Source organism: Streptomyces europaeiscabiei (assembly GCF_036346855.1).
GTDB lineage: Bacteria > Actinomycetota > Actinomycetes > Streptomycetales > Streptomycetaceae > Streptomyces > Streptomyces europaeiscabiei.
Genome location: NZ_CP107841.1, coordinates 6,684,536 through 6,702,765, shown reverse-complemented (window position 1 = coordinate 6,702,765; position 18,230 = coordinate 6,684,536). Strand labels below are relative to the sequence as shown.

General features: G+C 70.3%; 13 protein-coding genes. 4 read left to right on the top strand and 9 right to left on the bottom strand.

What is annotated here, in order from left to right; all coding sequences use genetic code 11:
- Nucleotides 1-14 precede the first annotated feature (14 nt).
- On the bottom strand, nt 15-1,169 hold the full coding sequence (locus tag OG858_RS29395) for a cystathionine gamma-synthase (RefSeq protein WP_086747448.1): 1,155 nt from the start codon (nt 1,167-1,169) through the stop codon (nt 15-17).
- Nucleotides 1,170-1,400: 231 nt separating this feature from the next.
- Between OG858_RS29395 and OG858_RS29390 the strand changes: the two genes are divergently transcribed.
- The 3 genes from OG858_RS29390 to OG858_RS29380 all read left to right on the top strand — a co-directional run bounded on the left by OG858_RS29390 (nt 1,401) and on the right by OG858_RS29380 (nt 5,521).
- Complete coding sequence (locus OG858_RS29390; protein WP_319069518.1) at nt 1,401-2,519, top strand: hypothetical protein; 1,119 nt, start codon at nt 1,401-1,403, stop codon at nt 2,517-2,519.
- Nucleotides 2,520-2,786: 267 nt separating this feature from the next.
- Nucleotides 2,787-4,427, top strand: a complete 1,641-nt coding sequence (locus OG858_RS29385; RefSeq protein ID WP_319268529.1) for a M48 family metallopeptidase — start codon at nt 2,787-2,789, stop codon at nt 4,425-4,427.
- Nucleotides 4,424-5,521, top strand: coding sequence for a hypothetical protein (locus OG858_RS29380; protein WP_086750603.1), 1,098 nt, complete (start codon nt 4,424-4,426; stop codon nt 5,519-5,521). Before OG858_RS29385 ends, OG858_RS29380 begins: the two co-directional genes overlap by 4 nt.
- Before the next feature lie 278 nt (nt 5,522-5,799).
- Here the strand turns inward: OG858_RS29380 and msrA are convergent, their stop codons facing one another.
- The 4 genes from msrA to OG858_RS29360 all read right to left on the bottom strand — a co-directional run bounded on the left by msrA (nt 5,800) and on the right by OG858_RS29360 (nt 9,555).
- A complete protein-coding gene (gene msrA / locus OG858_RS29375; protein ID WP_086750604.1) occupies nt 5,800-6,312 on the bottom strand; it encodes a peptide-methionine (S)-S-oxide reductase MsrA in 513 nt (170 codons plus the stop codon).
- Nucleotides 6,313-6,542: 230 nt separating this feature from the next.
- Nucleotides 6,543-6,995, bottom strand: coding sequence for a DUF5707 domain-containing protein (locus OG858_RS29370; RefSeq protein WP_086750605.1), 453 nt, complete (start codon nt 6,993-6,995; stop codon nt 6,543-6,545).
- Nucleotides 6,996-7,267: 272 nt separating this feature from the next.
- The gene (locus OG858_RS29365; RefSeq protein ID WP_086750606.1) at nt 7,268-8,110 is read right to left on the bottom strand and encodes an MBL fold metallo-hydrolase; all 843 of its coding nucleotides are present in this window, start codon (nt 8,108-8,110) and stop codon (nt 7,268-7,270) included.
- 401 nt (nt 8,111-8,511) lie between these two features.
- On the bottom strand, nt 8,512-9,555 hold the full coding sequence (locus tag OG858_RS29360) for an NAD(P)-dependent alcohol dehydrogenase (protein ID WP_086750609.1): 1,044 nt from the start codon (nt 9,553-9,555) through the stop codon (nt 8,512-8,514).
- 171 nt (nt 9,556-9,726) lie between these two features.
- On the opposite strand from OG858_RS29360, the gene OG858_RS29355 reads away from it, so the two are divergent.
- Entirely contained in the window at nt 9,727-10,653 is a 927-nt protein-coding gene (locus OG858_RS29355) for a helix-turn-helix transcriptional regulator (RefSeq protein ID WP_086750607.1), read from the top strand.
- Nucleotides 10,654-10,835: 182 nt separating this feature from the next.
- On the opposite strand, the gene OG858_RS29350 is transcribed toward OG858_RS29355, so the two are convergent.
- The 4 genes from OG858_RS29350 to OG858_RS29330 all read right to left on the bottom strand — a co-directional run bounded on the left by OG858_RS29350 (nt 10,836) and on the right by OG858_RS29330 (nt 18,210).
- Entirely contained in the window at nt 10,836-14,240 is a 3,405-nt protein-coding gene (locus OG858_RS29350) for a S8 family peptidase (RefSeq protein WP_408059496.1), read from the bottom strand.
- Nucleotides 14,241-14,551: 311 nt separating this feature from the next.
- The gene (locus OG858_RS29340) at nt 14,552-15,235 is read right to left on the bottom strand and encodes an ABC transporter ATP-binding protein (RefSeq protein ID WP_319069516.1); all 684 of its coding nucleotides are present in this window, start codon (nt 15,233-15,235) and stop codon (nt 14,552-14,554) included.
- Nucleotides 15,236-15,296: 61 nt separating this feature from the next.
- On the bottom strand, nt 15,297-16,796 hold the full coding sequence (locus tag OG858_RS29335) for an ABC transporter permease (protein ID WP_319268517.1): 1,500 nt from the start codon (nt 16,794-16,796) through the stop codon (nt 15,297-15,299).
- Between the two features lie 160 nt (nt 16,797-16,956).
- A complete protein-coding gene (locus OG858_RS29330; RefSeq protein WP_256960217.1) occupies nt 16,957-18,210 on the bottom strand; it encodes a L,D-transpeptidase in 1,254 nt (417 codons plus the stop codon).
- Between the last annotated feature and the right edge of the window lie 20 nt (nt 18,211-18,230).

The following is an 18,230-nucleotide window of genomic DNA, read 5'->3' as shown; positions in this document are numbered from 1 at the left end:
GCCCGGGGCCGGGTCTAGCCCAAGGCCTGCTGGAGGTCCCCCAGGAGGTCGTCGACGTTCTCGATGCCCACGGAGAGGCGTACGAGGTCGGCGGGTACCTCAAGGGCCGAACCGGCCACCGAGGCGTGCGTCATGCGTCCCGGGTGCTCGATCAGGGACTCGACGCCGCCCAGGGACTCGCCCAGGGTGAACACCTTGGCGCGGTTGCAGACCTCGACGGCCGCCTCCTCACCGCCCGTGACCCGGAACGACACCATGCCGCCGAACGCCTTCATCTGCTTGGCGGCGACCTCGTGCCCGGGGTGCTCGGGCAGCCCCGGGTAGAGCACGCTCGACACGCGCGCGTGCCGGGTGAGCATGTCGGCGACCTTGGTGGCGTTCTCGCTGTGGCGATCCATCCGGACGGCGAGCGTCTTGGTGCCGCGCAGCACCAGCCAGGAGTCGAAGGGCCCGGCGACCGCGCCCATCGCGTTCTGGTGGTAGGCCAGTTCCTCGCCGAGCTCCTGGTCGCCGACGATCAGGGCGCCGCCGACGACGTCCGAGTGGCCGCCCATGTACTTGGTGAGCGAGTGGACGACGACGTCCGCGCCGAGCGCCAGCGGCTGCTGGAGGTAGGGGGTGGCGAAGGTGTTGTCGACGACCAGCTTCGCGCCGGCCTCACGGGCGATCTGGGCGACGGCCGGGATGTCCGTGATCCCGAGCAGCGGGTTGGAGGGGGTCTCCACCCAGATGACCTTCGTCCTGGGCGTGAGGGCCGCCCGTACGGCCGTGGGGTCGCTGGTGTCGGCCACCGACCAGTCCACGCCCCACCGGGAGACGACCTTCGCGAAGAGACGGAACGTGCCGCCGTAGGCGTCGTTGGGGATGACCACGTGGTCGCCGGGGCTGAGCAGCGTGCGCAGCAGGCAGTCCTCGGCGGCCAGTCCGGACGCGAACGCCAGGCCGCGGCGGCCGCCCTCCAGGGCGGCGAGGTTCTCCTCCAGCGCGGTGCGGGTGGGGTTGGCGCTGCGGCTGTACTCGTAACCGCCGCGCAGGCCTCCTACGCCGTCCTGCTTGTAGGTCGAGACCTGGTAGATCGGCGGGACGACCGCGCCGGTGAGGGGATCCGCGGTGTTGCCCGCGTGGATCGCGAGGGTCTCGAAGTGTTGGCTGGTGTGGCTGTCGCTCATGGTTGTCGAGCCTAAGCGCTCGGCGGGGTGCGGGGCGCATTCCGGGGTGAGGGCCCGTGTGGGTCCGGCGGCTGCGGGTTCGTCCTGGCTGGTCGCGCCCGCGCGGCGGAGCCGCACATGTCACAGCCCAGCGCCCCGCACGGCGCCCCCGCCCCCGTGCGCCGTCCGGAGTTATCCACAGGACACCGGTCGGGTTGGGCAATTGTCGGCCGCGTCTGGAACCCTTGTCGTATGGAGATTCTCTGGGTCCTGATGGCGATGCTCATGATCGGCTTTGTGGCGTGGCCGATTCTGGCGCGTCGCAGGGCCGGTATTCAGCAGGTGGAGGCGGGGCATCCGGACGCAGCGGACCCGGAGAACTACGGGTTCGTGCGGCAGGAGCTGCTGGACGTGCGGATGCCGGGGCCCGACCAGGACCTGCTGGACGTGCTGGACGTGGTGCAGCGTTCCCAGGACTACCGGGCGGCGAAGCAGCTGCTGGCCGGCACGGAGGCGGCCGGCGAGGTCCGGTGGCAGCGGGTACAGGCGTTCGCGGGTGCGGCGGCGCTGGAGCTGGCGCAGCGGCCCGGCGGGGTGGGCGAGACGCCGGGCGGGCAGTGGCTGCGGGTGTGGCGCGCGGAGGCGCCCAAGGACGCGGGCGGCGCGGCGGTGCACGCGGAGTTCCTGGTGCAGCAGGCGTGGCGGACGTCGACGCCGGGCACGGACGACTTCCGGATCATCATGGAGGAGGCCAGATCGGCGTGCGGCGACGCGGCACTGCTGGCCCCCGGTGACCCGATCCCGTACATCGTCGAGCTGTCGGTGGCGCGCGGGCTGGCGTACTCCCGTGAGGAGTTCGAGCAGCTCTGGCTGAAGATCCTCGACCGGGCCCCGGAGCACATGGGCGCCCACTTCGCGGCCCTGCACTACTGGTGCGAGAAGTGGCACGGCTCGCGGGAGCTGGCGTACTCCTTCGCCGAGGCGGCGGCGGCCCGCGCCCCGCGGGGGTCGCTCCTCGCGGCCATGCCTCTCTTCGCGGTCTTCGAGCACCTGCCCGAGGTGAACCTGGTGCAGGGCTTCTACGAGAGCGAGGTCGTCACCAAGGCGATCCACGGCGCCCTGTTCGCGGTGCACGCGGCGCGGCCGGACGACCCGATGCTGGCCCATGTCCGCCATCTGCTGATCTTCTTCCTGGTCCGCTCCGAGCGCTGGTCCGAGGCCATGGACCAGCTCGTGCACGCCGACGGCCACGTAGGCGCCCTCCCCTGGACGCTCACCTCCGACCCGGCAGCGGACTACGCGCTGTACCGGGCCCTGGCGGTGGCGGGCTACGAGGCGAACGGGGGGAGTCCGGCGACGCTGCTGCGCTGACGGGGACGGGAAGGGGCGAAGGCCCCTCAGAGGGGGGCGGGGAACGGCGCGACCAGCCACGTCGCCCCCGCAGCCGCCACCCCCGCACCACGCCCCCACCCCATGAGGCGCCGGCCCTCAGTAAGCCCTTGCGACCCCGCACACCCGTGCGAAATACTCCACCCCTCACACCTTTCGGTCATGGACACGCCCCAAGCCGTCCAGTTTGACCTCCTTCGCCATTTAAGTGATCGTTCGCGATCTTTCCCGTGGGGGGAACTCTGCCCAATGGGCGCGACCCTGCGCGCACTGCGCGCCCTGGTACTGCTCGCCGGCTTCTATCTGCTCGGCGTGATCCTGCTGGCAGCGCTCGCCGGCGCCGATTACCTGCTCTACCTGTACGCGCCGTCCAGCCTCTCCGCCAAGCTGTACGTGGTCTCCGTACTGCTGGCGATCCCGCTGGTCCGCGGTCTGTTCATGCTGCGGACGCCGAAGGGCGAGGATCTGCCGGGCCTGCCGGTGACGGAGGCCGACGAGCCCGAACTGTGGCGCACCGTACGGGAACTGGCCGACGCGGTCGGCACCCGGGTGCCCTCCCGGATCATCCTGACGGCCGACCTCAACGCCGCCGTCAGCGAGGACGCCCGGCTGCTCGGTCTGCTGGCCGGTCCACGCCACCTCTACCTCGGCGTACCACTGCTGCAGGGCCTGACCGAGGCTCAGTTGCGCGCGGTCCTCGCCCATGAGCTGGGGCACTACTCGAACGCCGACACCCGGCTCGCCGCGATCACCGTGCGCGGCCGGGCCCAGGTGCTGCGCACCATCGGGCACTTCGAGGAGCGGGCCGACAGGTCCGCCGGTCGTGAGCGGGCCCGGCTGGAGAAGAAGAACGCCAAGGCCGTGGCCAAGGGGAAGAAGGCCAAGGAGATCGACACGACGGGCGCGGGCATCACGTACCGCGCGATGGCGTGGATCTACATCGGCTACGCCAAGTTGTACATCCGCGCCACGCTCGCGAGTTCGCGCCGCCAGGAGTACGCCGCCGACGCCGCGGCCGCCCGGATAGCCGGCCGCGACGCCACCGCGTCGGCGCTGCGCGAGATACAGGCACTCGACGCCGCGTTCGGCTTCTACATGAACAGCTACGCCACGCTCGGATCCGAGGCCCGGCTGCTGCCGCCGCGCGGCGAGTTCTTCGGCGGCTACGGACGGATGCTCTCCGCCCGCCAGCTCGAACTGGTCGGTCTGCGCACCGAGTTGCCGACCGAGCCGACGTCGCCGTACGACTCGCACCCGCCCATCGCCGACCGCGTCGAGCAGATCGAGGCACTGCCCGCCGACGGCCGCACGGACGAGGCCAGGGGCGCGGCGCTCGGTCTGCTCACCGACCCGGACCGGAGCCTGGCGGCGCTGGAGGACGCGGTCCTCGCCGAGGACGTGCTGCGGTTCCGGCGCACCGGCGACTGGCAGGAACTGCTCGACGGCTCGATGGCCGCGAACTTCGCCTCCCTCGACACCGCGCTGCACCGGGCGCTCGCGATGTACACCAAGGACCACCCGTCCCTGCCCGCGCTGCTCAAGGTGATCGACGACGGTCAGCTGTGGCAGCTGGCGCGGCGGCTGCCGCTGTCGGACCAGGCGGCCGAGGCGCAGGGCCGGGCCTTTCGCGAGTTCGTGCGGCCCGCGCTGGCGGACGCGCTGCAGGGCATGGTGCTGGCCGAGCTGAGCGCCCACTCCCGGCTGCGCTGGGAGTTCTCCTGGTCGGAGCCGGCCGCGGTGCGGCTGCCGCCCGCGCCGGACGGTACGGAGACCGACCTCGGCGCCGTGATCTCCGCGGCGGTCGCCGACCACCCCGACACGGGCCCGCTGCGCACGCTGCTGCCCGCGCCCCAAGGCCCCGCGAACCGAGAAACGGACGCACCGCGATGACCGTACTGGTATGGGTACTGGCCGTCCTGGCGGTACCGACCCTGCTCTTCGGCCTCTGGATGGCCTGGGTCTTCCTCAAGGAGTTCTTCTCTCCCAGTTCCGACGTCGACCCGGACGTCGCCGAGGCGATGGGGCTGCTGCCCGCGGAGCGGCAGAACACCAGACTCCCGGGCCCGCTCCCGGCCGCCCAGGAGTCGGCGCTCGCCGCCGTACGCGGCGGCGACTGGAAAGCAGCGGCCAAGATGATGCACGACACAGGCCGGGACTGGGAACGCCGCTCCTCTGCCGCGTATCTGCTGGCCGAGATCGCGGCCAAGGAGGACGACTGGCTGCTCGCCTGGGAGGCGGACCGTCCCGACGACCCGGACGCGGCCGTCGTACGGGCCCGCAGCACCGTGATCCTGGCCTGGGACCTGCGCGGCGGGAAGAAGGCCAAGTACACGACCGGTGAGCAGTTCGGCGGCTTCCACCGGATGCTGGAACGTTCCCGCGAGGAGATCGGCCGGGCGGCGGTGCTCAACCCCGACGACCCGACGCCGTACATCACCGAGATCTGGGTCGCGCTCGGGCTCGGCTACCCGAACTCCCAGATGGACAAGCTGTGGTCGGAGATCACCGCCAGGGCCCCGCACCACTACGAGGCCCACTTCTCGGCGCTGCAGTACTGGTGTGCGAAGTGGAGGGGTTCGGAGAAACTGGCGAAGGAGTTCGCCGAGCGCGCGGCCGCTCGGGCACCGCTGGGCAGCCTGCTCACCGCGTTCCCGCTCATCGCGCACTTCGAGCACGACACCTCGGACGACAACAGCGTCGACCGTACGCCGAGGATGATCGGCCGCGTGGACGCCGGTCTCGCGGACGCCGCCTCGGCCGACCCGACCCACCCCCGCCTCCCCGAACTGCGGCACCTTCTCGCGTACTACCTCTCGCTCCAGGACCGCGACGACGCAGCGCTCGAACAGTTCAGGCTGGTCGACGGGTACGTCAACGCCCTGCCATGGCGCTATCAGGGCGGCGGCGAGGCGATGGCCGCGCTCTACTGCCGTATCCGGAACTCGTCGGCGCAGGCGGTGGCGGCGGCGTCCCCGACGGACTGAACGGACGGTACGCCGAACCGAGCCCGAGCGGATGCGGGACCGAACGCGGACGGTACCTGGAACGTTCGCGTTCCGGCTGCCCACTCCCGAAGGCCGAACAGGCTCTGCATGGCCGCCGGGCTCTGCATGGCCGCCGGGCTCTGCGTGGCCGCGCCGAGCCGTCGTTCACCTGCTCGACCGCCGCACCGTCCTCAGCACTCCGCTCGGCACCGCCGTCCCTGGATGCCAGGCACAGTCCGGCTGCGGAGCCTCCGCCTTCCGCCGGGCCGTCTCGCCGGTCAGCCCTCCGCGCGGGCGGGCAGCCGCCATCCCGGGCGCGGGAAGTGGCAGGTGTAGCCGTCCGGGTAGCGCTGCAGGTAGTCCTGATGCTCGGGTTCGGCCTCCCAGAAGGGGCCGACCGGCTCGACCTCGGTGACGACCTTGCCCGGCCACAGTGCGGAGGCGTCCACGTCCGCGATCGTGTCCTCGGCGATCCGCTTCTGCTCGTCATCCACGTAGTAGATCGCGGAGCGATAGCTGAGGCCGATGTCGTTGCCCTGGCGGTTCTTGGTGCTCGGGTCGTGGATCTGGAAGAAGAACTCCAGGATCGCGCGGAAGTCGGTCCTCTCGGGGTCGAAAAGGATCTCAATGCCCTCCGCGTGCGTGCCGTGGTTGCGATACGTCGCGTTCGGCACGTCACCCCCGGTGTATCCGACCCGGGTCGCCATCACCCCCGGGAGCCGGCGGATCAGGTCCTGCATCCCCCAGAAACACCCGCCCGCCAGCACGGCCCTCTGCGTCTGCGCAGCCATTGCGGCCCTCCCATACGTGTCAGCTCGGCGGCTCGGCGTACTCGGCTCGCACACCATCGCCATCCGATGCCCACCGACCTCAACGCGCGAGGGCTCCAGGCGATTCCATGCCCGCCCAGCCGGCCCTCGCGGTCGCCGACGACCAGGCACCGCGAGGAGCACGTCGACGGAGATACGGGCGTACGGGGCAACCGGGATGACACCCGCTCTCGGTCGCGTGCCCGGCCGGGTCACCTGACGGTGAAGTCGGCCGCCTCGGTGTCCAGGATCGTGGTGCCGTCCTTGGCGGTGGCCAGGACAGCGACGTGCCAGGCACCGCGCGGGGAGGACTCGGCGTCGGAACCGGTGACCTTGACGCGGTACGTGCAGTGCACGGTGTCCTTCCCGGAGGGCTTGCAGACGGCCGACTCCACGTGGGTCATGTCCTTGGCGGTCAGCTCGTTCTTGGCGAGGAACGAGCTCTGCGCCCATGCCAGCACCTTCACGCTCTTGACACCGGAGGACGCCGTGACGTCGGTCTCGAAGGTGAAGGAGCCGTCGCGGTCGCCGTCGGGAGCGGTGTAGCGGGCGGTGCTGTGCGCCAGCGCCAAGGGCTGGTCTCCGGCGTAGGCAAGAGTGAGGGCACCGGCGCCGCCGAGGACAACGACACCGGCGGCCACGGACAGAGCGATACGTCGGGACATGAGGAGTCTCCGTAAGAGTCTGAGCTGGATCGGGCCGGCGCTCTCGACTGCGCCGCTTCACCGATACTCGCCGGACAGGGGCCTGCCGGGCATGAGCGCGCATACTCAACTCGACCTGAGTAGAACCGTGTTGCCGCCCACGGGCACATGGCAGCAAAGGCTCGGCGGGACGGGGGGTCCTGCCCGATCGGCGAGGCGAGGGCCGGGGGCAAGGGCTGAGGAGCGAGAGCAGAGGGGTCAGGGACTGAGGGCTCCCGCCACGAGGTTCGCCCTCACCGCCCGTGGCCGCCCCCGTTCGGTTCGAACCCCGCCAGCATCTGTTCCAGCGCCGCCTGGTCCGGGCCGGTGAAGGGTGGGGCGTCCGGGGCGGTGGTGAGGGTGTCGAGGAGGGAGCCGGTGATGCCGGTGGCCGGGGGGAGGTGGGTGGAGAGGACGAGGTCGGGCTTGCGGTCCTTGAGGGGGTGGAAGGTCGCCAGGTATTTGTCCATGTCGACCGTCCTGACCCAGGGGCTGTCCACCGTGGCCCACAGGAGTTGGGCGGTACGCAGGTCGTCGATGGGCACGTCGCGGACGTCGTCGGCCTGGGCGAGCTCGGCCGTGGGCAGAGGCGCGCCGAAGCAGTCGGAGCTGAAGCAGACGCCGGAGTGGTCGTCGAAGAAGCCGACGGTGGCGGGGTTGTCGAACAGCGGCGGGCGGAAGCCGGTGAGGGTGCGGTCGCCGATGTCCATCGTCTCGCCGGGGTTGAGGAGATAACAGCGGTCCAGGGGCAGCGGGCGTTCGCAGGAGAGGATGCCCGCTGCGACGAAGGTCGTCACGACGCGTGCCTCGGGCGCCGCCGCCAGCAGGTCGAAGATGCCGCCCGTGTGGTCGCGGTCGGGGTGGGTGAGCCAGATCCAGCGCACGTCCGCCGGGTCCAGCACCGTGCTGAGCGTCTCGACGAAGTTCCGGTCGGGCAGGCCCAGGCCGGTGTCGACCACCACCGGCTGGGCGGCCAGCAGCACGAAGGCGTTCACCGGGATGTGTCCGATCCCCGGGACCTCCAGGCTGTCGGCCAGAACGCTGATGTCCGGGCGGACCCTGTGGACCGTGCCCGGTCGGGTTTTCTGCAGGGGCATGTCGCTCACACCTCGGAACCCCCCTGGTGGTGATCGCGCCGCGACCGCCTGCCTCTCCCCCGTCCATCATCCGGCTGTCCCGCCGCCCCCGCATCCGGGCGGTCGTCGTCGCGGCCTGCGCGGACACTCGTGCCCCCACCGGAACCGGGTTCCGGTGGGGGCACTGACGTCGCTGGACCGGGGCCGTAGCCGTAGCCGGGGCCGTATGTGTTGTGGTTGCTGGGGCGGGCCCGTGGCGAGCGCTGATTTTCTCGCCCCGCCGCCCCTACCGGTCCCGTCCCGTCCCGTTCTCAGGGGCGGTGCCCCTTCCACCCCCGAGTGCGGGTGGGTGGGGGTTGCTCGCGCCCTGCAGGGCCTCTGGCCCTTTCAAGGGACGCGGGGAACGGCTCGGTCGGCCTCGGTCAGATCGTCGACGTGTCGATCACGAACCGGTAGCGGACGTCGCTCGCCAGCACCCGCTCGTACGCCTCGTTGATCTGGTCCGCGCGGATCAGTTCGATCTCGGAGCCGAGGCCGTGCTCGGCGCAGAAGTCGAGCATCTCCTGGGTCTCCTGGATGCCGCCGATGCCGGAGCCCGCGAGGGTCTTGCGGCCGGCGATGACCGAGAAGAGGTTGAGGGCGACGGGCTCCTCGGGGGCGCCGACGTTCACGAAGGCGCCGTCGGTCTTCAGGAGGGACAGGTACGCGTCGAGGTTGAGGGGGGCCGAGACCGTCGACAGGATGAGGTCGAACGTGCCCGCCAGCTCCTTGAACGTCGCCTCGTCGCTGGTCGCGTAGTAGTGGTCGGCGCCCAGCTTCAGACCGTCGTCCTTCTTGCGCAGGGACTGCGACAGCACGGTCACCTCGGCGCCGAGCGCGTGCGCGAGCTTGACGCCCATGTGGCCGAGGCCGCCGAGACCGACGACGGCGACCTTCTTGCCGGGGCCGGCGTTCCAGTGCCTGAGCGGGGAGTACGTGGTGATACCGGCGCACAGCAGGGGCGCGGCCTCGTCGAGGGCGATGCCGTCGGGGATGCGCAGGGTGAAGGCCTCGTCGACGACGACCTTCTCCGCGTAACCGCCGTAGGTGGGCTCGCCGTCCTTGCCGATGCCGTTGTACGTCTGGACGTTGCCCTTGAGGCAGTACTGCTCCAGACCGGCCTCACAGTTCTCGCACTCGCGGCAGGAGTCGACCATGCAGCCGACGCCCACCTTGTCGCCGACGGCGAACTTGGTGACTCCGGAACCGACCGCCTCGACGACACCGGCGATCTCGTGGCCCGGGACCATCGGGAAGATCGCCTCGCCCCAGCCCTCGCGGGCCTGGTGGATGTCCGAATGGCAGATACCGGCGTACTTGATGTCGATCAGAACATCGAACTCACCGACCTCGCGGCGCTCGATGGTGGTGCGCTCCAGCGGAGCCTTGGCGGCGGGAGCCGCATAGGCGGCAACAGTGGTGGTCATGCCGGGATTCTCCTGATCGTCGTCCCGCATCCGGCCTGCCTTCCGGCCGGGTGCGTCTACCAGCCTGCCCGAAGTCCCAGGGTTCACCCAGGTCACGGCTTTGCGTACGTCCGCTGGTCCTACCACTGGCGGGGTCAGGCTCCCGGGCGTACGACCGTGAATACTTGCCGTATGGACGAACAGCCCGAAACAGCGCAGGTGCCGCCCCTCGGCGAGGCCGGAGCCGCCGGTGCGCTGGACCGGCGTGCCGAGCTCAGCGAGTTCCTGCGCACCCGGCGGGCACGGCTGAAGCCGGAGGACGTGGGGCTGCCGACGTTCGGGCGGCACCGGCGGGTTCCCGGGCTGCGCCGGGAGGAGCTGGCGCAGCTCGCGGGTGTGTCGGTGGCCTACTACACACGGCTGGAACAGGGCAACGGGCGCAATGTGTCGGCGGAGGTGCTCGACGCCATCGCGCGCGCCCTCCGGCTGAACGACGCCGAACACGCCCACCTCACCCATCTCGCGAAGCCGAAGGCGCACAAGAAGAAGCGGTCGGCCCGTCCCCAGCAGGTGCGAAGCGCCCTGCGGCAGCTGGTCGACACCCTGGACGGCATCCCCGCGTACGTCACCGGCCGGCGCTCGGACATCCTCGTCTGGAACCGGATGGCGGCGGCGGTGTTCGGGGACTGGTCGGAGCTGCCGGCACAGGAGCGGAACTGGGCGCGGATGGTGTTCCTACGGCCCGACTACCGTGATCTGTACGTCGACTGGGACCAGAAGGCGGCCGACATGGTCAGCTATCTGCGGATGGACGCGGGCTGTCATCCGGACGATCCGCTGCTGTCGGCGCTGGTGGGCGAGTTGTCGGTGAAGAGCGAGGAGTTCCGGCGGCTGTGGGCGACGCACGACGTGAAGGAGAAGAGCCACGGGCTGAAGCGCATGTGCCACCCGCTGGTCGGTGACCTCACCCTCTCCTTCGAGACGTTCAGCCTGCCCGACGACCACGAGCAGAACCTGATCACCTACCACGCCGAACCGGGCTCCCCCTCCGCCGACGCCCTCCGTCTCCTGGCCAGCTGGGGCACGGACGCGACCCGCGCGCCGTCGGTGCGGCCGTAGGCGAAACGGCCCGCAGGAGGGGCGGCACCCCCGGCGGGCCGTCGCGGTCACGGACGTACGGCGGACCTCAGGACACAAGGCCCGGCACAAGGTCCGGCACAACGCCTGGTACGACGCCCGGCACAACGCCTGGTACGACTCCGGTGCGACGCCTGGTACGACTCCGGTGCGACTGTCTCGACTCACCTGCCGAAGTACGCGTCCCGGATCGTCACCGTCGACCTGTTCCCCTTCTTGTCGGTCACCTCGGCACGCAGCGACACGCTCTTTCCCGCCGCCGGAGTCCCGTACGTGAAGCTGCCCTTCTTCACGGCGACCTCGGTCCACTTCTTGCCGTCGCCCGACACGTACACGGACAGCGACCTGAGGTTCCTGCCGGCGGCCGCGCCCTGCACGGTGACGCGGACGGTGGCCTTCCGGCCCGCCGGGGCCGTGCTGTCGAGGCCCAGGAACGGGGCGCCGAAGCGGACCGTGGAGACCGGCAGTTTCGTGTCGCGCGCGGTCTTCCTCGACTTGAAGGTCCAGCTCGCGTCGATCCTGGACGAGGCCCCGGCCAGGTCGGCGGCCCGGGAGATGGACGTCGTCAGACGGTAGGTGGCGAGGCCCGCCGGGACCTTGAACTGGCCCGATCCGTCCAGCGCGTCCTCGCCCGAGGCGAACTTCTCGCCGTCGCGGTACAGGGTGGTCGTGACCTTCTCGTAGAAGGAAGCCCCGGCGTGCCCCCGGCCGTCGGCGAACATCGGCAGCAGGCCGTACAGGTAGGCGCCGTCACGCCGGATGCCGTGGAGCCCGGCGATCCGCGGACCGAAGACTCCGACGTTGAAGGTCTGTGCGTACGTCCTGCCCGCCTTGAGGATCCGGCTGTCGCCGGTCGTGTAGTACGCGTCCAGGACCGGGAAACCCTGCTCGTCCTGCGCACCGTACTGCTCGAAGTCGAGGGTCCACTTCACCCCGTTCGCGGCGGACAGATACAGCGTGCGCTTGCCGGGCAGCGGCTGCGGGACGCCCACGGCGGGTGAGCCGGAACTGCCGGGGAGCTGGGCCCAGGCGAGGACCGCGCCCGTCTTGCCGGTGCTGGAGGCGCCGAGGCCGGTCTTCACGGTGGCCAGTTCGCCCTGCTTCCAGCGCTTGGTGTAGCCGGTGGCGAGCTTCTCGACCTCGCCTCCGTCAGCGGCGGCGTACTGCGCGGTGTCGCCCAGGGTCCACTGGCCGGCCCAGCTCTGGGTGAGCCTGCCGCCGGTGGTCTTCGGGCCGAGGTGCGCGGTACGGAACCCTTCGTAGGTGTCGAGCAGCCAGCCGAAGGAGTAGCGGTTCCCGCCCACCGTCAGGGCGAACTCCGGTGCCGCGAGGGCCGGTTCGGCGGCGGTGTCGGGCACGGCGATGTCCACCGGTCTCGTCCTGCGGGCGTCGAGCGTGAGGGAGATCTTCCTGTCGACGGTGAGTGTCGGCCGGGACAGCCAGTCCGTGCCCTTGCTGTGGTCCTCCGGGTCCACCACGATCCCGGCGTTGAAGATGTAGGTCCCCTCCGGCACCCGCAGCTCGACCGTGCCGTCCTTGTCGTACGGCGTGAACCACTCGTCCCGGGCGAGCCCGGAGATCCCGGTCAGGTCGAGCATGTGGTGCACGGCCGGCCTGCCGTCCCGGTCGACCATCCTGAGCGTGACGTCGTACGACTCCTCCTCGCGCTGCACGGCCGCCGCCGTGCGTACGCCCTGGCCGCCGCCGGTGGCGGTGACGTACGCGGAGTAGGCGCCGTTGAGGTTCCCGCCGAGCCTGGTGCGCACGATCAGGCCGACGGTGGCTCTGCCACCCGCCGGCACGGTGACCTTCTTGGCGCCGAGCTCGAAGAAACCCGCCGGGGCGGGCTTGCCCTTGGGATTGATGCCGGTCACCGCAAGGTCGAGGGTGACGGCCTTGGTGCCGACGTTGTTGTAGGTGAGCTTCCTGGTCACCGGCTTGTCGTCGGTGTGCGGCCACTCCTGGACGCCGAAGTCGACCGAGACGGGGTCGGCGACGACCGTCTGCCTGATCGCCCTGTCGACGCGGATACGGCCCGCACCCTGCTCGAACGGTGTGTACATGCCGCCCTTGGCGGACGCGACGAGGGCGGCCTTCAGCTCGGCGTACATCCACTTCGGGTGCTGTTGCTTGAGGAGGGCGGCGGCGCCCGCGACATGCGGGGTCGCCATCGACGTGCCGGAGATCGTCAGATAACCCTCGGGTTTCTGGCCGACCTCGCGCTCGATGACGCTGCCCGGAGCCGCGGCGGCGGTGACGGCGACACCGGGCGCGGTCACGTCGGGCTTGATCTGGCCGTCCATGCCGGGGCCCCGGCTGGAGAACGAGGCGAGCCTGTCCTTGCCGTCGACCGCGCCGACGGTGAGCGCGGCGGCCGCGCTGCCCGGCGAGCCGACGGTCCGCTCGCCCCAGTCGCCCTCGTTGCCGGCCGCGACCGCGAAGAGGATGCCCTTCTCGGCGGAGAGCTTGTTGATCTCCGCCTCCATCGGGTCGACCTCGGGGGTGTCGCCGCCGCCCAGGCTGAGGTTCACCACGTCGGCGCCCTGCTCGGCGGCCCACTCCATGCCCGCGATGATGCCCGAGTCGTCGCCGTAGCCCTCGTCGCTCAGCACCTTGCCGTTGAGCAGCTTGGCGCCGGGCGCGACGCCCTTGTACCTGCCCTTGGACCGGGCCCCGGTGCCCGCCGCGATGGAGGCGACATGGGTGCCGTGGCCGAACTTGTCCGTGGTGTCGGGCGAGGTGGAGAAGTTCTTTTCGGCGATCACCTGGTCCTTGAGGTCCGGGTGGGTCGCGTCGACGCCCGTGTCCAGTACGGCGATGGTGACGCCCTTGCCGTCGAAGCCGGCCTTCCAGGCCTTCGGGGCGCCTATCTGCGCGACGGACCTGTCGAGGCTGACCTTGCGGACGCCGTCCAGCCAGATGTGGGCCACCCCGGTGGCGGTGGTGCCGTCGGCGTCGGTCACCGCCTGCCACAGCGCTGCGGCGTCGTCCCCGGGGGTGAGCAGCGCGTCGGCGTTCAGGGTCCTCAGGGTGCGGCGGACCTTGGTGTCGCCCGCGTCCCGTACGTCGGCCCGGGCGTCGGCGGCGGTTCCCGCGTAGCCGACGATCACCTTCAGGCCCTGCTTCTGGGAGGTGCGGATCGCCGACCTGTTCAGCACGGTGACGTCGAAGAGCCGCTTGTCGACCCGACCGGCGGAGATGAGCCGGGCAGCGTCGGCCGGTATGACAAAGGTGTGGCCGTCGACCTCACGGAGCTGCACCGGGACGTCCTCACGCCCCTTCGCCCGTTCCAGACCGAGTACGTGGCCTTCGGCGTCGACGAGGACGCGGTCACCGGTGACGAGGGTGATGCGGTGCCTCGCCCTGACGCCGGCACCGCTGCCGGCCGCAAGGCCCTTGAGGTCCGCCACGGTCGAGCCAGTGGTGCCGGTGGTGCCGGTAGTGCTGGTAGTGCTGGTAGTGCTGGTAGTGCTGGTGGTGACGGTAGTGCTGGTGGTGACGGTCACGCGCCCCGATATCGCGGACGCCGGGCCGGTCGGTCCCGCCGTCAGTGTCACGGCGGACACCATGGCGATCGTGGCCCTGCACACGCTTCCCGCATGTCTGCGCAACTCTCCCCCTTGATCCGACCGAGGGACCTTCCGCACACATAAGCGTCAATTTCCCCCGGTCTCCGCAGTATGACCGGGGGTCAACTCGTGTCACATACCTCGCGACTGGGCGCAAAGCGGCGAACTCCGGACCACGCGCGACCCGCACGCGCCCCGGACTCCACACCAACGCGCCCCGCCCCATGGGGACCGCACGCCCTGAGTGCCGACACCTCGCGCGCGCCGACACCTCGCGCGCCGGCACCCGCGCGCGCCGACACCTTGGCCGCTCACGCCCCGGCGTTCTCCTTCACCGTGATCCGCCCCTTGCGGATCGTCGCGACCCGAGGGGCCTTCTTCGCCAGCGTCGAGTCATGCGTGACCATGATGAAAGTGAGCCCGTGCTCCTTCCAGAGGGCCTCCAGGACCTCCATGATCTCGTCGCGCATGGACTCGTCGAGGTTGCCGGTGGGCTCGTCCGCGAGCAGCACCTTCGGCCGCTTCACCAACGCGCGGGCGATCGCGACGCGTTGCTGCTGACCGCCCGACAGCTCGGCCGGCAGATGCCCCAGCCGCTCCCCCAGCCCCACCGACTCCAACGCCTCGGCGGCCCGCTGCCGCCGCTCCTTCGCCTTCACCCCGAGCGGCACGAGAGCCGTCTCGACGTTCTCCTGCGCGGTCAGCGTCGGGATCAGGTTGAAGCTCTGGAACACGAACCCGATGTTCTCGCTCCGCACCTTCGTGAGCTTGCCCTCGGACAGTCTCGCCAGATCGGTGCCGTCGAGCTCGATGCTCCCGTCGGAGGGCTTGTCCAACCCTCCGAGCATCTGCAGCAGGGTGGACTTCCCGCCCCCGGTAGGTCCCTGGATGACCAGCCGGTCCCCGTCGGCGATCGTGAGATCGACCCCGTCGAGCGCGGTGACGGTGTCCTTGCCGCGCGCATAGCGCTTGGTGACACCACTGAGTACGTACATGTGCAACTCCTGACATGGGGATGGACTTGGCTGCGGCAGTCGCGCCGCCGGTGTGAGCGCCCTACTCCACGCGCCGCAACGCGTCCGCCGGCCTCAACCGGGACGCCCGCCACCCACCGAACGCCCCCGCGATCAGCCCACCAGCGACGGCGAGCCCCACCGCGACGGCGATCGTGGAGACACTGACGGGCGCGGTGAGGACGACTTCGAGCGCGTCCGAAGCCGCCTGCTGCCCACCACCGGGGCCACCCCCACCGGGGAAGCCGCCGGGGCCCCCACCGCCGGGCCCACCGAACCCACCGCCCGTCGCCGCGATCTCCGCCTGCAGCGTCGGACTGATCGCCGTCACGAGGTACGCCCCGCCAAGTCCCAGCGCGATACCGAGCGCACCGCCCACCAGCCCGTTGACGACGGCCTCACCGACGACCTGCCGGGTCACCCGTCCCGACTTCCATCCCAGCGCCTTGAGCGTGCCGAACTCCCGTACCCGTCGCGAGACGGCCGACGAGGTGAGCAGCCCTGCCACCAGGAACGCGGCCACGAGCACCGCGATCGACAGCCATCTGCCGACGTTGGAGGCGAGGTCGGAGGCGGTGGACAGCGAGCCGGAGACCGTCTTGGCGAGGTCGGCGGAGGTGGTGACGGTCGTGCCGTCGATGTTCTTCTGGATGGCCGCCTTGACGCTGTCGATCTGCTGCGAGTCGCCCGCCTTGACGTAGATCGTGGTGACCTTGCCCTTGGAGTCGCTGAGCGTCTGCGCCTGCTTCAGCGGCATGTAGAGGTTGGCCGCCGCGTCCCCGCTGTCGGGCGTCGCGATCCCGATGACCTCGTACTTGACGCTGTTGATCGTGACGCTGTCACCGACCTTCAGCTCCTTCTCCTTGGCGTACGACTTGTCCGCGACGACGACCTCGGCGTTGGTCTCGGACGTCTGGAACGTACGACCGCTGGTGATCTTCGAGGAGGTCAGGGGCCCCAGGGCGGGCTCGGTGACGTCCGTGCCGTACACGGAGTAGTTGTCGACGTCGAACTCGGCGCCGCCGCCCTCGACCCGCCCCTCGGGCTGCCCGGTGCCGCCGTTCTGGCCACCGCCGCCCGGGCCGCCCTGCTGCCGGCCCCCGGCCCCCTCGTCCGGCTGGAACTGACCGCGCCGGAACTGCCCGTCCACCTTGATGACTTGGAGGCTGAGACCGCCGACGGCGTCGGCGACGCCCGCCTGCTCGCCGACCTTGGTGACGGTCGAACTCGCGAGGGTCTGGAAGCCCTGGACCCGGACGAGGTCGCTGCTCTGCTCCTCGTCGGAGTCGTCGTCCTGGGCGTCGAACTCGAACCGCGGGCGCTGACCGCCGTTCTCGCCCGCCGCGGCGGCGGCCTTGGTGACGGTCATGTCCGTGCCCAGGCCGTACAGGGATTCGAGCACTTTGCCCTGCGCCTTCTCCATGCCCGAGGACACGGAACTGACCACGATGACCAGCGCGATGCCCAGGGCGAGGCCGGAGGCGACGACGAGGGCCGCCTTTCTGCGGCGGCGCAGTTCGCGCCTCAGGTAGGTGAAGAACATGGCGGCAAGCTAGGGACGCCGTGTGATGAAGGGATAAGCCCCCGCTGAGAGCCTGATGAGAACCCTGTGGGCAGCCTCGGAAACACCGATGCCGCCCCTGGGTGTCACAGGGACGGCATCGGTGGTGCACAGCTGACGTTGGACGACAGCCGACGGCGGATCAGGCCGCCGAGCCGGCCTTCCAGTCGGCCCAGCTCAGGTTCCAGCCGTTGAGGCCGTTGTCCGGGGCGACCGTCTTGTCACCGGTGTTCCGGATGTCCACGACGTCACCGACGATCGAGTTGTTGTAGAACCAGGCGGCTTCGGTGTCGGGGTCGTTGGCACCCTTGGTGTCGTTCAGACCGACACAGCCGTGGCTGGTGTTGACGTTGCCGAAGATGGAGTCGGCGCCCCAGTAGTTGCCGTGGAGGAAGGTGCCGGAGGTCGTCAGACGCATGGCGTGGGGTACGTCCTTGATGTCGTACTCGCCCTTGCCGTCGTCGTCGGTGAAGCCGACCGTCGCGCCGTTCATCCGGGTCTCCTTGAACTTCTCGGAGATCACCATCTGACCCTGGTACGTCTTGTTCTCGGGCGAGCCGGCGGAGATCGGGATGGTCTTGACGACCTTGCCGTCCTGCGTGACCTTCATCGTCTTCGTCTTGGCGTCGACGATCGAGACCTGGTTGCGGCCGATCTTGAAGGTCACGGTCTTCTGCTGCACACCGTAGACACCCTCGGCACCCTCGACCCCGTCGAGCGCGAGCTTCAGCGTGACGGTGGAGCCGCCCTGCCAGTAGTCCTCGGGGCGGAAGTCGATGCGGTTGGCGTTGAACCAGTGCCCGACGACCTCCTGGCCGGAGCTGCTGGAGACGGTGATCCCCTTCTGCACGGCGGCCTTGTCGGTGATCGCCTTGTCGAAGTTGATCGAGACCGGCATACCGACGCCGACGGTCGAGCCGTCCTCGGGCGTGAAGTTGCCGATGAAGCTGTTGGCGGGCGAGACCGTCGTGAACGCCGCGTTCTCGTGGGCCTCGCGCCCCTCGGAGTCCTGGGCGGCGGCCGTGATCTTGTAGCCGGTGGACCGCTCCAGCTGGGTGCTCGGCGCCCAGCTCTTCTTGTCGGCGGATATCTCACCCTCGACGGCGGCACCCTCGGAGGTGGTCATCTTCACCTCCGTGAGCGTTCCCTTGCTCACGGTGACCTTGGCCGAGTTGTTGATGGAGGCGTTGTCGGAGCCGTCCTTCGGTGTGATCTTGATGTCGGCCTCGGAGGTCTTCTCGGCTGCCGCCTCGTCGACCTTGGCCTGCGAGGAGTCCCCGCCGTCGTTCCCCGACGCGTCGTCGCCGCCGCCCCCGCTGCACGCAGAGAGCACCAGCACCCCGCCGAGCAGTGCGGACGCGACCGTCAGGCCCCTGCGCCGCTTACTGTTCGTCATCACACGCTTCTCCATCGTTG

Bases quoted from the DNA above. Each gene is read 5' to 3' on its own strand.
- OG858_RS29360 (WP_086750609.1), bottom strand. From the start codon at position 9,555: ATGACCACCACTGTTGCCGCCTATGCGGCTCCCGCCGCCAAGGCTCCG.
- OG858_RS29380 (WP_086750603.1), top strand. From the start codon at position 4,424: ATGACCGTACTGGTATGGGTACTGGCCGTCCTGGCGGTACCGACCCTG.
- OG858_RS29340 (WP_319069516.1), bottom strand. From the start codon at position 15,235: ATGTACGTACTCAGTGGTGTCACCAAGCGCTATGCGCGCGGCAAGGAC.
- OG858_RS29395 (WP_086747448.1), bottom strand. From the start codon at position 1,169: ATGAGCGACAGCCACACCAGCCAACACTTCGAGACCCTCGCGATCCAC.
- OG858_RS29335 (WP_319268517.1), bottom strand. From the start codon at position 16,796: ATGTTCTTCACCTACCTGAGGCGCGAACTGCGCCGCCGCAGAAAGGCG.
- OG858_RS29355 (WP_086750607.1), top strand. From the start codon at position 9,727: ATGGACGAACAGCCCGAAACAGCGCAGGTGCCGCCCCTCGGCGAGGCC.
- OG858_RS29350 (WP_408059496.1), bottom strand. From the start codon at position 14,240: ATGGTGTCCGCCGTGACACTGACGGCGGGACCGACCGGCCCGGCGTCC.
- OG858_RS29370 (WP_086750605.1), bottom strand. From the start codon at position 6,995: ATGTCCCGACGTATCGCTCTGTCCGTGGCCGCCGGTGTCGTTGTCCTC.
- OG858_RS29390 (WP_319069518.1), top strand. From the start codon at position 1,401: ATGGAGATTCTCTGGGTCCTGATGGCGATGCTCATGATCGGCTTTGTG.
- OG858_RS29365 (WP_086750606.1), bottom strand. From the start codon at position 8,110: ATGCCCCTGCAGAAAACCCGACCGGGCACGGTCCACAGGGTCCGCCCG.
- msrA (WP_086750604.1), bottom strand. From the start codon at position 6,312: ATGGCTGCGCAGACGCAGAGGGCCGTGCTGGCGGGCGGGTGTTTCTGG.
- OG858_RS29330 (WP_256960217.1), bottom strand. From the start codon at position 18,210: ATGACGAACAGTAAGCGGCGCAGGGGCCTGACGGTCGCGTCCGCACTG.
- OG858_RS29385 (WP_319268529.1), top strand. From the start codon at position 2,787: ATGGGCGCGACCCTGCGCGCACTGCGCGCCCTGGTACTGCTCGCCGGC.